The 13,202-nt window shown below is 71.5% G+C and carries 13 protein-coding genes and 1 pseudogene; 3 read left to right on the top strand and 11 right to left on the bottom strand.

Annotated features, from left to right (window positions below; all coding sequences use genetic code 11):
• Nucleotides 1–444 precede the first annotated feature (444 nt).
• The 6 genes from N801_RS17530 to N801_RS17505 form a co-directional block, all read right to left on the bottom strand.
• Nucleotides 445–1,152 carry a 4a-hydroxytetrahydrobiopterin dehydratase gene (locus N801_RS17530; RefSeq protein ID WP_035940512.1) on the bottom strand — a complete coding sequence of 236 codons (708 nt, stop codon included), beginning with the start codon at nt 1,150–1,152 and terminating at the stop codon, nt 445–447.
• Between the two features lie 52 nt (nt 1,153–1,204).
• Nucleotides 1,205–1,777: a GrpB family protein gene (locus tag N801_RS17525; protein ID WP_035940511.1), complete on the bottom strand. Its 573-nt coding sequence runs from the start codon at nt 1,775–1,777 to the stop codon at nt 1,205–1,207.
• Between the two features lie 167 nt (nt 1,778–1,944).
• Nucleotides 1,945–4,086 (bottom strand): DEAD/DEAH box helicase, encoded by a 2,142-nt coding sequence (locus tag N801_RS17520; RefSeq protein WP_035940510.1) that lies wholly within the window; start codon nt 4,084–4,086, stop codon nt 1,945–1,947.
• Nucleotides 4,087–4,299: 213 nt separating this feature from the next.
• A complete protein-coding gene (locus N801_RS17515) occupies nt 4,300–4,878 on the bottom strand; it encodes a carboxymuconolactone decarboxylase family protein (RefSeq protein ID WP_035940509.1) in 579 nt (192 codons plus the stop codon).
• Nucleotides 4,879–4,995: 117 nt separating this feature from the next.
• The gene (locus N801_RS17510) at nt 4,996–5,286 is read right to left on the bottom strand and encodes a hypothetical protein (protein ID WP_035940508.1); all 291 of its coding nucleotides are present in this window, start codon (nt 5,284–5,286) and stop codon (nt 4,996–4,998) included.
• A 15-nt stretch (nt 5,287–5,301) separates the two neighbouring features.
• Nucleotides 5,302–5,736, bottom strand: coding sequence for an Hsp20/alpha crystallin family protein (locus N801_RS17505; RefSeq protein ID WP_035940517.1), 435 nt, complete (start codon nt 5,734–5,736; stop codon nt 5,302–5,304).
• A 308-nt stretch (nt 5,737–6,044) separates the two neighbouring features.
• On the opposite strand from N801_RS17505, the gene N801_RS17500 reads away from it, so the two are divergent.
• Both N801_RS17500 and N801_RS17495 read left to right on the top strand, forming a co-directional pair.
• Nucleotides 6,045–6,764 (top strand): ANTAR domain-containing protein, encoded by a 720-nt coding sequence (locus N801_RS17500; protein WP_035940507.1) that lies wholly within the window; start codon nt 6,045–6,047, stop codon nt 6,762–6,764.
• Complete coding sequence (locus N801_RS17495; protein WP_052113266.1) at nt 6,761–7,492, top strand: ANTAR domain-containing protein; 732 nt, start codon at nt 6,761–6,763, stop codon at nt 7,490–7,492. The genes N801_RS17500 and N801_RS17495 overlap by 4 nt, the downstream gene beginning before the upstream one ends.
• A 15-nt stretch (nt 7,493–7,507) precedes the next feature.
• On the opposite strand, the gene N801_RS17490 is transcribed toward N801_RS17495, so the two are convergent.
• Nucleotides 7,508–8,272 carry a GAF and ANTAR domain-containing protein gene (locus N801_RS17490; protein ID WP_052113265.1) on the bottom strand — a complete coding sequence of 255 codons (765 nt, stop codon included), beginning with the start codon at nt 8,270–8,272 and terminating at the stop codon, nt 7,508–7,510.
• Between the two features lie 144 nt (nt 8,273–8,416).
• Nucleotides 8,417–9,139, bottom strand: a complete 723-nt coding sequence (locus N801_RS17485; protein ID WP_052113264.1) for a GAF and ANTAR domain-containing protein — start codon at nt 9,137–9,139, stop codon at nt 8,417–8,419.
• A gap of 258 nt (nt 9,140–9,397) precedes the next feature.
• On the opposite strand from N801_RS17485, the gene N801_RS17480 reads away from it, so the two are divergent.
• Complete coding sequence (locus tag N801_RS17480; RefSeq protein ID WP_035940506.1) at nt 9,398–10,177, top strand: sigma-70 family RNA polymerase sigma factor; 780 nt, start codon at nt 9,398–9,400, stop codon at nt 10,175–10,177.
• A gap of 27 nt (nt 10,178–10,204) precedes the next feature.
• Here the strand turns inward: N801_RS17480 and N801_RS21800 are convergent, their stop codons facing one another.
• The 3 genes and pseudogenes from N801_RS21800 to N801_RS21150 all read right to left on the bottom strand — a co-directional run.
• Nucleotides 10,205–10,894 carry a transglycosylase family protein gene (locus tag N801_RS21800; RefSeq protein ID WP_035940505.1) on the bottom strand — a complete coding sequence of 230 codons (690 nt, stop codon included), beginning with the start codon at nt 10,892–10,894 and terminating at the stop codon, nt 10,205–10,207.
• 182 nt (nt 10,895–11,076) lie between these two features.
• Entirely contained in the window at nt 11,077–12,528 is a 1,452-nt protein-coding gene (locus N801_RS17470) for a threonine/serine exporter family protein (RefSeq protein WP_052113263.1), read from the bottom strand.
• Nucleotides 12,525–13,202, bottom strand: a pseudogene (locus tag N801_RS21150) (hypothetical protein); the annotation flags it as partial. The gene N801_RS17470 and the pseudogene N801_RS21150, both read right to left, overlap by 4 nt.

The following is a 13,202-nucleotide window of genomic DNA, read 5'->3' as shown; positions in this document are numbered from 1 at the left end:
CCGACCTACACCCTCATCTGGGAAGAGCCCGTTTATCCCTCGCGATCAGAGCGTCTGCGCCTGATGCGCGCCGCGGCCATGCGAGTGATCCTAGGGCTGCGGCTCTAGTGGAGTGGTGGTGACCGGGGCGCAGTTTCTCCGACCCATTGGCCGAGCGTTAGTCGCCAGCCCGCGGGCCGACTGGCTCGAGCGGTCGGCTCTCTGGTGCACGAACATTTCTGGCCGGCGTTGGCACGTCGATCTGGACGCTTCGAACCATGGGTCTAACTGGGCGGAGCGACGCGGGCCAAGGGGCGGTAGGACCCATACATGCGCGTTCCGTCGAGCTGTCGTGCTGCCGGAACCGGGCATGGACCCGGACCGCACCCAAGAGTCCGACGCGTGACGGTCAGCGAGTTGATGTGGTGGTCCGCGCCCGGGCGCCGGGTCACCGTCGTCGGCGGTTCACTCCTTCGTCGCAGCAGCGACGTCGACGCAGACAACTGCCGTGTTGCCGTCCTGGTCGGCGAGCACGGTGAGCGACGGCGCCTCGCTGTCGTCGACGACGGTCCCACCCGCGGCGACGGTGGCGGCGACTCGCCGCTCGGCCACCTCGGGCGGCACATAGACCTCGACGTGGAACCGCTGACGCCGGCTCTCTGGGGCGTCGGCTTCCCCGAACCACAGGTTCGGCACCCGACCCGTGGCATCCCGGATCTCGTCACTCGGCGTACCGCGACCCTGGGCCTGGGCGTCACCGGTCAGCAGGGCGGCCCACACCGGGGCGACGGTCGCGGAGCGCGCCGTGTCGAGACCGAGCTCGATGACGCTGACCGAGGCCGGGTCGGCGTCGACGTCGTGGTCGGCTGCGACCACGGTGATCCGTCGCGCCAGGTCGACGTCCTGCTGGGTCACCCATTCGACGACGTGCTCGGTGCCCTCGTCGTCGCGGTAGATCGCGTCGGTGCTGCTCAGCTTGAGGTCGACGTACCCCGTGCCCATCGACACCCTCGGGTGGTGTCCGAGCGCGTCTCCCGCCTCGCCCACCGCGACGACGAACCGTGCGCCGGTCCCGAAGTCGTCGACCAGGTAGCGGGCATGAAGTCCCTGCGCCAGCTTGCGCCACTCGGTCAGCTCGGCCGCGGCGATCTCCTCGCCCTTCAGCATGTCCATGTCCGGGGACCCTATCGGTGACCGCGCACCATCCGAGGCAGTTCCGTGCGCATCACGCGGAGTGGGCGTCCGACGACGTCCGGGCGCGCCTCTTGATCTCGGCGATGACCTCGGACTTGGCGTCGGAGTAGGCGTTCATGTCCGACCAGTCCTGACTGAGCAGTGCGCGTTTGGTGCGCTCGTACAGGTCGCGGTCCGCCGGCTCCGAGCGCAGACGATCGCGGAAGAGCACGACATCCTGCGCCTCCTGAGTACCGGCCTCGAGGACGTGCACATGGACATCGCGGGCGGGGGTGCGCACCAGGCGGTGACCGGGTTCACGGGTCCGCAGTTCGTAGCCAGCGTCCAGAAGCTGGTCGAGGTAGTCCTCCTCGGCGGTGATGTCCTGGACGGTGACCAGGATGTCGATGATCGGCTTCGCCGCCAGTCCCGGCACCGACGTCGAACCGGTGTGCTCGACTCGAACCGCCCCACCGAGGGCGTCCCGTATCCGACGCTCGTGCTCGACATACGTCTCCGGCCAGCGGGGGTCGTAGTCGGCCAGCGCGAGGTCGCGCTGCTCGATGCCACCAACGAGCTCAACCGTGGTGACGTCTGGTCGGCGGCGCCCGCGGAGGATGGACATCTTCCGAAGTCTTCCACGACGGAATCGACCTCCGCGAACCGGATCACCTCCCCCCTTCACGGCTCGCTGCCCAGGACTCGGACCTGAACGGCACCCGCTGCAGCCCCCCTCGCTGCAGACGCCCATTGACGACACGGCCATCATCACGGCGATGACCGTCGCTGACCTCAGTCGATCGGTGCGTCAGCCTCGAGCGCCTCGGTCAGCAGGGACACCAGCGCCTCGAGCTGGACGTCGGCCGAGGAGCCGACCTCCTCGTCGGACCCGTCGAGCGCGCGGGCCGCGAGTCCGGCCTTGTCGTCGATGAGCTGCGCGAGCCGGGAGTCGATGGTCTGGGCGGCGATGATCCGCCACGCGGTGACCGGCTCGGTCTGCCCGATCCGGTGCACGCGGTCGATGGCCTGCGTCTGCTCCGCCGAGGTCCAGGACAGCTCGGCGAGGACGACGTTCGAGGCGACCTGGAGGTTGAGCCCCACCCCGGCCGCGGTGAGCGAGCACACGACGACGGAGACGTCGGGGTCATTAAGGAACCCCTCGATCGCCGCCTTGCGCACCTTCGGGGTCTGGTCCCCACGGATCGAGGTGTAGCCCACCCCTCGCTTGACGAACTGCTGCTCCGCCACGTCCATGACATCGACGTGCTTGGCGAAGAAGACGACCTTGCCGACGCTGCGGGCCAGCTGACCGGCGTAGTCGGCGGCGAGGGCGGCCTTCGCCTGGCCGATCTTGCGCATGACGGTGAAGACGTTGTCGCCGGTCTTGCTCGTCCCGGCGTTCTTGAGCTCGGACGCGGCCACGCGACGGACGACGTCGTGGTCGATGCCGTCGCCGAGGTCGAAGACCCCGCGAGCGGCCTGTGCCGCCTCGTACCGCTTGACGAGGCGCCGGGCCAGCTCCTGCTCGGCGGCCCTGATCGAGCGGGCGGCGGCGTCGTCGAGCTCGACCGGGAGGTCCGCGACTCGGCGCGCGGGGATGTCGGAGGCGACGTCGACCTTGCGGCGCCGGACGATGCCGAGGTCGATGACGCTCGTGCGCGCCGCCGCGTAGAAACCCGGGTCCGCCGGGGTCAGGCCGGTCTCCTCGAGGGCGGCCATGAGCGCCTGCTGCGGCTTCTTGTCCTCGATCCATCCGAGGAACTGCCAGATCGCCCGGAAGTCCTCGATGTCGTTGATGAGCGGGGTCCCCGTGAGCGCCATGAGCAGCGGGTTCCTCGTCCGCGAACGGATCCGGTCCGCGATCTCGAGGACGTGCTGCGAGCGCTGCGACGACTTGTTCTTGATGAAGTGCGCCTCGTCGACGACCATGCCGCGGAAGCCGTGGCGTCCGAGCCAGCCGGCGTGCCGGTCGAGGATCTCGTAGTTGACGATGACGATGTCGGCGAAGCCGTCGATGGTGTCGCCGTCGCCGTGGACGACCGTGGCCACCCGGCGCGGGGTCCACAGCCCGGCCTCGTGCGCCCAGTTGGCCTTGACGACGTTGGGGACGACGACGAGCAGGGGGAACGCCTTCGCCGCATCGGCGGCGAGCAGTGCCTGGGCGGTCTTGCCGAGGCCGGGCTCGTCGGCCAGCAGGAACGTGCGGTGGCCTCCTGCGGCGGCAGCCACGACCTGGGCCTGGTGGTGCATGAGCTCGAGCCCGCGGATCCCGTGCCAGGTCTCGTCGGGCTCGGGCAGCGGCATGCAGGTCGCGTCGCCGCCGTACTCGAACGCGCGGAAGAGGGGGGTCAGCAGCTCCCACTGGGCGAGCCGGTTGGTCCGCGGGCGCCGGGTCGGCACGGCGGAGAAGTCCGGCGCGAGGAACGGGTTGGCGAGCTGGCGGGCGATGACCGTCTGCGGGACCACGCGACGGGGCGACGGTGCGGAGTCGGCGGGAGCCATGGGCTCCGGTTCGGCCTCGGGCTCGGCCTCGCGACCGGCGGCGCGCAGCATCTCGTTCTTGAGCTCCACGGCCGCGGACGAGACGGCAGCGCCCTCCGCGAGCAGCTCGAGCAGGGAGGTGTCACGGGCCGCGGTCTTCGCGAGGATCGTCGCGATGCCGTCGAGCCGCGTCATCGCGGCGGTGCGCTCACCCTCCGAGATGGAGGCGTCCGCACGGACGCGCTTGCGCTCCTCCCGCAGCAGGATGGCGACGACCTGGTATGCCGTCCGCTCCCGGGGGCGGACCTTGCCGCGCTGGGCGCCGGCCTCGACCTGTCGGACGGTCTTGGCCAGGACCGGGATGATGCCCTCGCCGTCGCGTGCGCGGGACGGGCGTCGGTCGCGCGACGCGTTGCGCGAGGCGCCACCGCTGCGCGAAGTTCGTTGTGCCAAGCCGAACCTTCTCGTGAGTCGGACACAGCAGGGAGCCCAAGCCGCCCCGGTTCACCGTGGGTCGAGGCGATGCGGGCGCCTGCTGGCACCGCGGCACACCGGACCGACGTGGACGCGGGCGGGGGACCAAGCCCCTGGCCACCGTGTCGCTGAGCGCCCTCGCCGAACGACGGGACGCCAGACCAGCATAGGCGTTCGCCACGCCAGTCGGGTTCAGGCGGGCGGTGAGCCCACTTGGAAGACGTGGAGCATCAGCGCCAGCGTCGCGTAGTAGCCGGTGAGGACGACCAGCTCCATGAGCCGCACCTCGCCCAGGACCGTGACCAGCCCGGCATACGTCGGGTCGTCCAACGACTCCCTCGCCGACAGCAGGCGGACGGCCTCGTGGACGGCGGCCTCCATTGGGTCCACGTCGGCCCGCTGGGCGAAACCTCCCGACCGGATCCCGTCCAGCTCCTCGTCTGACAGCCCGACCGACCGTCCGATGCGGGTGTGCGCCCACCACTCGAAGTCGCTGTCGAGCTCCGACGCGGCGGTGAGGATCGCGATCTCGCGCTCGCGGTCGGTGAAGGACGTGAGGTACCGGACGGCTGCGCCCAGCTCCTGCAGCGACTGCCCGAGATGGGGCACGTGGAGCATGAGCCCGAAGGGACCGACGAGGGAGCCGTCGGCGGCGGCGAGGGAGAACGTCTGCGGGCCGGACGAGCGGGGCCCGCCCGTGATCGCGGCATGGAGCTCTCGCTGGGCGTCGTCGAGCCGGTCGGGGGTCAGTCGTGGCAGTCGCTCGTCCATCCCCACTCCCGTTCGTCGTCGCGGAGCCGTCGCGAGCTCGTCGGGTCACGGTAGCGGGACCGCCGCACGGCACGGGGAGGCGGCCACCGGTCCGTGACCGGTGGCCGCCTCTCTCGCTCACCCTGGGGGGCTGCGCACCCGGGGCTTGGGTGGGTGCGCTGGCCCACGGAGGGGGGTCGCACCCGGTTCGTCGCTCAGCGGCCGCGCCGGTGGCCCCGGCACACCCCGCTGGGTCGACGGCTCGGCCGGCGCGGTGGCCCCACCCCACGCGTGAGCGATGATCGCGTCGAACTCGGCCGCCAGCAGGTCCTCGTCCGCGAGGACGACGTCGAGGAAGTCGTCCACCTCGGCGCGGCTCGAGGACGCGGGAGCGACGGCACCGACGGACGACAGGGTCAGGGGTTCCATCGCCGGTCAGCCCGATCAGGCCGAGATGGCCTGGCGCCCGCCCGTGTCGCTGCTGCTGATCTCGATCCTGCGCGGCCTGGCCTTCTCCGCGACCGGGACCTGAAGCCGCAGCACCCCGTGGGCGTAGTCCGCCGTGATGTGCTCCGTGTCGAGTGTGTCCCCGAGGAAGAGCTGTCGGCTGAACACGCCACGGGGACGCTCGGCGGCGATCAGCTCGTCGCTGTTCGACGGGCCGGGACGCTCCGCCTTCACCGTGAGGACGTTGCGTTCGACGTCGAGGTCGATGCTGCCCGGGTCGACGCCCGGCAGGTCCAGCTCCACGACGAACGTGTCCTTCTCCCGCCACGCGTCGATCGGCATGACCGCAGGTCGGGCCAGGGTCCCCACGGCCCCGAAGGCCTGCTGGGCCATGCGGTCGAGCTCACGGAAGGGGTCGGTGCGCATCAACATCGTCATCACCTCCAACACATCCAGATGCCCTCGACGGGCCACAGACCCCCGGATGGGATCTATGGTGTGCGCTACACATTTACTACCACCGACGAGGGATACGTGCAACCGTCCGACGGGCCGGCGGGCTCCTCGACCACGACGCGACCTCGGGGCGCGCGCACCCTGCCTGCCCTGAGTCGGGAACCCGTGCCCGCGACTGGAACGCTGGGCTGAGGGCGGCTCGGGCCTTGGGTCAGCAGGCCATGCACCGACGGCAGGAGTAGGTTGGGGAAGCAACCAACCAGCAGCACCGCAAGCAAGGACCCATGGCCGACGTCGACGACCTCCTGTCGCAGCTCGCCCGCCGCATCGTGCGAGGCGTCGAGCAGGGCCTTCCCCTGCCGACCCGCCTCTGCCAGGCGACCGTCGACCTCCTCGGGTGCGACGGTGGCGCGATCACGCTCGCCTACACGCTGCTGGAGCGGGTCACGCTGTGCACGACGAACGACACCGCCCGCATTCTTGAGGAGGCCCAGGACGTCGTCGGCCAGGGGCCGGGGCCGGACGCCTTCACGACCGGCGTCTACCAGCGGTTCGACCTCACGGTCGAGGACGGACCGAACCCTCGGTGGCCCCTCCTGGAGAGTCAGACTCTCACGGCGTTGGCGCCCCTCGTGGTCCACGCACTGCCCCTCGGCGAACCCGACCACATGCTCGGCGTGCTGACCCTGCACCAGGCGGGCTCCACGCCCCCGCTCGACATCGACGCCGCACGGGTCGTCGCCAAGGTCCTCACCGCGGCGCTCCTTGCTGACGCCCCGACCCAGCACGATCTCGGGCACGCGCCGTGGGCGGAGCGGGCCGAGGTCCACCAGGCCACCGGGATGGTGGTCGCCCAGCTGGGGGTGCCGGAGTCCGACGCCATCGCCCTGCTCAGGGCTCACGCCTACTCGCACGACCAGAGCGTCACCGCCTCGGCGCATGCGGTCCTCACACGCCAGCTGACGTTCTCGGCCACCCCCGAGAGAAAGATCGAATCGACATGACGACCACGAGTGTCACCGACGTCCTGGTCCAGGCCAACGCTGCCATGGTCGGTCCGCACCCGGACGTCACCGGCGCGATGGCCGACCTGCTCGTCGGGGTGACCGAGGTGCTGTCCGCCGACGCCGCCGCGGTGCTCGTGACCTCGGACAGCTCCCTCGAGGTGCTCGCCAGCACGTCACACCGCGTGCTCGACCTCGAGATGTACCAGGCGCAGGTCGCCGAGGGACCCTGCATCGAGTCGTTGCGCACCGGCGCGGGCATCAGCGAGCACGGCGTCGACGCCATCCGGTCACGCTGGCCCGTGGCCGGCCCGGTGATCCTGTCCTCCGGGTACACCGCGGTCCACGCCACTCCCCTGCGCTGGCACGACGAGACGTTCGGAGCGCTCAACGTCTTCTGGGCCGACGAGTCCGACTTCGAGGAGCGCCTCACGGACTGCCGAGCGCTCGGCGACGCCGTGACGCTCGTCCTCCTCTGCGGTCGTCTCGAGGACGGAGCCCTCGTCGAGAGCCTGCGAGCGGCCCTGCACCGCCGGACCGTGGTCGAGCAGGCCAAGGGTGCGCTCGCGCACGTCCTCGGCATCGACCCCGGCGACAGCTTCGAGGCGCTCACCGACTTCGGCCGACGCGAGGAGATCCCCCTGGGCCACGCTGCGGAGCTGGTCATGGCCCTGGCGCGCACCGGCACGCTGGGTGAGCACCTGGCGAAGTCGGGTCACCACGGCTGACCGGGCGGCCAGGAGTCAGGTGAGGCCGAGGCGCCCGTCCTGGAGGAGGGCCGACGTCCTCACCGGCAGGTCGCCCGTCATCTCCACCTCGGCAGCGATGTCGTAGACCTTGCGGTTGAGGTCCATGCTGGCCTTGCGCAGGAGCGCGAAGGCCTCCTCGCTCGGGACCTGGCGCCGGGCCATGACGATCCCGACCGCCGTGCCGATCTGTCGGCTCGTCCCGAGCGCCGCCGTGAGGTTGTCGACGTCCTCGGCGCGAAGGTGGGCCTCGCCGGCGAGCGCGGCGAAGGGGCCCAGCAGACCGGCCCTGGTCCGGTCTCCGTCGCCGAATGCTGCGGGACGGGTGGAGTAGAGGGTCAGTGCGGCGCGATCGGTTCCACCGAGCACCAGGCGCAGGCAGAGCATGCTGTGCACACCGACCTCCACCGCGCACTCGGGACCGAACACGGGCCACCGCGGATCCGATGCCAGGTCGTCGACCAGCACGACGCCGTGCTCCGTCGTCGGTTCACGGAAGGGGCCCTCCCCGCTGGCGTGCTGGAGCCGGTCCACGGCCTCAGGGACGCCGTCGCTTGCCGCCAGCGAGAAGGGTGCACGACCTTCGCGAAGCAGCGTGATGCCTCCGTGCTGCGCTGAGGGCACGGCGTGCAGCACCTCCGAGACCACCCTGACGGGGTCCGGGGCGCTGCCGCTCGTCGCCAGGGCCGAGGTGAGCTGGACGAGCTGCCGACTGATCGAGGCGTCGGGGGGAGTCTGACGCCGAGGATCCGAGACGTTCACGTTGAGTGAGCTCCGCAGGTTCTGCCAGATGGATGCGCACCGTGGTCGGACGCTCACACCTGTGGCCCAAGATACCGGTCGACCGCGCACCCCTGACGCCGGACGGCAAATCTCGGGCGAATCACCCACGCTTGCGAGCGGCCCCTAGCGCCGCGTCTCGGACGTTGCGTTGACCCGCTTGACCGGCAGCTCGCCGGTGAGGTTGACCTCCTCGGCCACCTCCCGGAGCTTGGCGTTGAGGTCCATGCTCGCGCGCCGGAGGAGCTCGAACGCCTCGGCGTGCGGCAGCCGATGGGTCGACATGAGGATGCCCACCGCCGTCGAGATCTGGCGGCTGGACTGCAGGGCCTTCATGAGGTTCTCGCGGTCGTGCTCGCGCAGGTCCGCCTCCACCGCGAGGGCGGCGAGCGGGACGAGCACCGACGCCACGGTGACGTCGTCGTCGGTGAAGGCCGCGACCTCGGTCGAGTAGTAGTTGATCGCCGCATGGTCGACCCCACCGACGGGGAGGCGAAGGCTGAGCATGCTGCGCACCCCCACCGCCTCGACGCACCGGGGGCCGAAGCTCGGCCACCGGTCGTCGGTGCCGATGTCGTCGGACATCACCACGGCGGGGCCCGTCGCCGCCTCCAGGCAGGGGCCCTCCCCCAGTGCGTACTGCAGGTCGTCGACGGCGCTCGCCAGGTCGTCCGAGGCGGCCAGCGTGACCGGCGCCCTGCCCGCGCGCAGCAGCGTGACACCGGCATGGTGGCCGTGCGGCACCGCCGAGGCGCCGGCCTTGACGACCATCTCCGGTGTGACCGGCTCTTCGCCGTGGGAGAGCGCGAGGACCAGCTCGCTGAGGTGATGGATCAGCTCCCGAGACATCGGATCGTCCTTTCTGCTCTGCGCTGTCCGCTTCGTGGCGACAGCGTCCCGGCACGTGCACGATCAGGTACGGCCGCGGTGGCGACCTGTCGATCTCCTTCGAGGATAAGCCTCACTGTTGCAGATCGTCACCGCCACGGAGTGGGATTGGAGGCCGGACGGACGGAAGTCCCTTGCCCTCGCAGCGAGGCATGGGTATGTTCCTTGCACCGATGGGTCCGACAGTGGCGCCGTCCCCTCCTGCCGAAGGCACGAGTGATGACGTCCACCTCCACAGCCGACACCTCCCGCGTCGCTGACGACTCCGAGATCACCACCCTCGTCGAGCGTCTCACCACGAGCACCGCCCACGAGTCCCGCGCCCTGCGGAACAGGCTGGCCGAGGCCTGCCTGCCGGTCGCCGACGGCATCGCCCGCCGGTTCCGCGGCCGCGGGGTGGAGGACGACGACCTCGAGCAGGTCGCTCGCACCGCGCTCGTCGCTGCGGTCGCGCGCTTCGACCCGGCCCTGGGTCGCACGCTCATCCCGTACGTCGTGCTCTCCATCGAGGGCGAGCTCAAGCGCTACTTCCGCGACCACACGTGGGCCGTGCGCCCGCCACGGCGCCTGCAGGAGCTGCGGCTCGAGGTCCGGTCGGCCGAGGAGGCGCTGCGGCACCGACTGCTGCGCGAGCCCTCGCTCGACGAGCTGGCCGTCGCTCTCAAAGCGGACGTGGTGGACGTGCGGACCGCGTGCCGCTCGTCGTGCGGGTACCGCGCGGCGTCCCTCGACGCGCCGTCACCGCAGGGGCGGACCCTCGCCGACCACGTGGTCGTCCTCGACGACCCGGCCGAGCGGATCGTCATGCGGCAGGCCCTGATGCAGGCGGTGGGCGTGCTCTCCGACCGGGAGCGGCTGCTCCTGCACCTCCGCTTCGTCGAGGAGCTCCCCCAGCGCGAGATCGGCGAGGTCCTCGGAGTGAGCCAGATGCAGGTGTCGAGACTGCTCTCCGCCTCCGTCAAGCGCCTGCGGGCGCACCTGCAGCCCGCCGCCGCGTGAGCGGGGCGGACGAACCCCGGCGACCTGTCAGTCGAAGAGCGAGTTGAGGTAGCGCTGCAGGGCCGCGGTGGTCTTCGGACCCCACGAGCCGTCCTGCTGCGCGCCGACCTTGGCCTGCAGCGCGCGCGTCGTCTTCGGGCCGATCGAGCCGTCCTGCTGCGCGCCGACCTTGGCCTGGAGCTTCTTGACGTCGTCGCGGGACCAGTAGGCGTTGACGGAGCCGCCGATCCACGTCTCGACCGCCTTGCGTGTGCCCGGGCCCTTCTGGCCGTCGACGGCGAGGGGGAACAGCGAACGCGGCTCGTCCCGCGACACCGGGACGGTGAGCCCGTTGGCCACGGTGAGGCCGGCCCGCACGCTGCACACCGGCCAGGCGCCGGGGCCCTGGACCTTGAGCACGGCCTGGGCGATCTCGATCTGCTGCGACTTCGTGGCGCGGTTGGCCGTGTACGCGTACCGCTGGCCGCCGAAGCCCTTCCAGGTGTTGTAGGAGAACTGGAGCCCGCCGTAGTAGCCGTTGCCGGAGTTGATGGCCCAGTTGCCACCGCTCTCGCACTGCGCGACGCGGTCCCAGACGGTCTCGCTGGCACCGGCACCGGTGGCGAGCCCGACGAGGGCCGCCGAGGCGGTCGTGGCGAGGAGCGTGGTCCCGACGAGCGCGCGGCGCAGGGGCCGACGGCGAGCGGGACGGGCGGGGAACTCGGGGGCGAAGAGCATGACGGGGATCCTTTGCGTCAGGGGACGACAAAGGCACGCTACGTCACATCTGCAACATTGTTCAATCCTGTCACAGAACTACACAAATGTAACTTGCGCCCCACCCGTTCGCAAGTTCACGCTTCCGGCGTGTCGCCCGAGGAAGCCCCAAGGCCCTCCCGCACCCCAGGTCTTGGGGCGGGTCAGACGCGGGCGCGGCGGCGGACCCGGGCCACCCGTCGGTCCCACGGCGAGGCGATGATCTCGCCGAGGGTCGTGCCGGTGGCGATCGCGAGCAGCGCCCCGAACGCGCCGAGGAGGGTCGCGACACCCGCCTGGAACGACAGCGTCCCGATGTCGGTGGACTCGCCGACGAGCTCGTAGAGGCCTCGGAAGATCGTCAGGCCGGGGAGCAGCCCGAAGCTGGCCGGGACGACGACGACCATCGCCGGCGACCCGAGCCGCAGCGCCACGAGCCGCCCGACGAGCCCGATGCCGACGGCGGCGACGCCGGTTGCGGTCACCTGCCCGACGTCGAGCGCGCGGGTGAGCACCGAGTACACCCCGGCCGCCACGACGGACAGCGCCGCCGTGGGCAGGACGAGGCGACGGCGGGTCTGCATCGTCACGGCGCCGCACGAGCCGACGACGAGCGCACCCGCGAGGGCCGCCCACCACTGGGCCTGCGAGGTCCGCAGCTCGAGGACCGACGGCGCGACGAACGAGAACGACAGCGCGTCGGTGAGCCGGATCGTCGTGCTCAGGCCGACGGCGACGCCGATGATGAGACCGGTGAACGACACGACGACGGCGAGGAGCCGGCCGGCGCCGGTGACGGCATACCCGGAGATGACGTCCTCGACGGCGGAAGCCATGGTGCGCCCGGGCAGCAGCGCGACGATCCCGCCGGCCACGACGAAGGCGAAGTCCTTCCCTCCCACCGGGAGCCATCCCTGCGAGCCGAGGGCGTATGCCGTCCACGCCAGTGCCGTCGCGACGAACGCCGCGACCGCGTTGGAGTAGAAGTCGGGCAGGCGGAGCGGCCCCATGAGCCGGGCCACGGCGGACACGCCGAGCACGACGAGCAGGGTGACGAGGGCGGTGAACAGGGTCGCGCCGATCATCACCGCGACCGCGCCCGCGAGCAGGGCCGTCGCCAGGGTGACGACCCAGTCCGGCCAGGTGCGGTGGGCCCGCTTGATGTCGCGCAGCTGCTCGAGCGCCTCGGGCAGCTCGATGTGGCCGTTGACGAACGCGTCGACGAGCTCGTGCACCGCGACGAGCCGGGCGTAGTCGTGTCGGGTCGAGCGGACGACGCGCAACGCCGTGACCGAGCTGACCCCGTCGACCCTGGCGTGGATGAGCAGGGACTGGAGGGTGATGTCGATCTCGACGGTGGTGAGGCCGGCGGCGGCACAGACGGCCGCGACCGACCCCTCGACCTGGGGTGCTCCGGCGCCACTGCGCAGCATGAGCTCCCCGAGACGGACGGCGAGGTCGAGGGCACTGCGGACCCGCGCCTCCTCGGCGGCCTCGCTGGCGACCCGGGCGTTGCGGTAGGGCGTGCGCCGGAGCAGGTCGACGAGCGGCATCGGCTCGGTCGGCGGTCCGCCCTGGAGCCGCCACGCCCGACGGGGACGGACGTCGTCGCTCACGGCAGGTTCAGCTGGTCGGACCACGCACTCCCACTCGGCCACCAGGACGGTTCACCGTTGACGACGCCGGCCGCCGCGACCGCGACCGCGCCGACGAGGAGCAGCAGGACGAGCACCCGGCTCGTGCTGGTGCCGGGGCTCACGCCGCGCACGATGCTGCGCGTCCCACGACGGAGGCTGGCGCCGCCGGGGCCCCACCACGCCATGAGACCGGCGAGCAGCCCGCCGATGGCGAGCGGGATGGGCGCGTTCGGCTCGGGGGCACCGCTCCCCTGCGCGGCGACGACCGCGAGCGCGGCGCAGAAGACGCTCGAGACGGCGATGAGCGCCGGCATGATCGCGCCGAAGAGCGAGCCGACGAGGCCGAGCAGCAGGTGCCACGGGCCGACGAGCACGGTGACGGGCACGTCGCTGCGACGAGGGCCCTTGTCGTGGCGGCGCATCACCAGGGAGGTCATCGACCGGTCCGCGGTGCGGGCCAGGACGATCCACAGCAGCAGGCCGGCCGCGGCGACGACCGGGACGGTCGCCGCGGCGGCGACGAGCAGCGCGAGCAGGGCGCCGACGGTGCCGCTCCGGCTCGCCCGCCCGATGCGGGGGTCGAGCCGCGGCTCGAAGGCCTGTTCCGGTCCGGGCCCGTCCGGCCGTGGCGCGAGCTCGCCGGCCGGAGGGCC

It is taken from the genome of Knoellia aerolata DSM 18566, assembly GCF_000768695.1.
GTDB classification, from domain to species: domain Bacteria; phylum Actinomycetota; class Actinomycetes; order Actinomycetales; family Dermatophilaceae; genus Knoellia; species Knoellia aerolata.
This window is presented reverse-complemented; position numbering and strand designations above follow the sequence as displayed.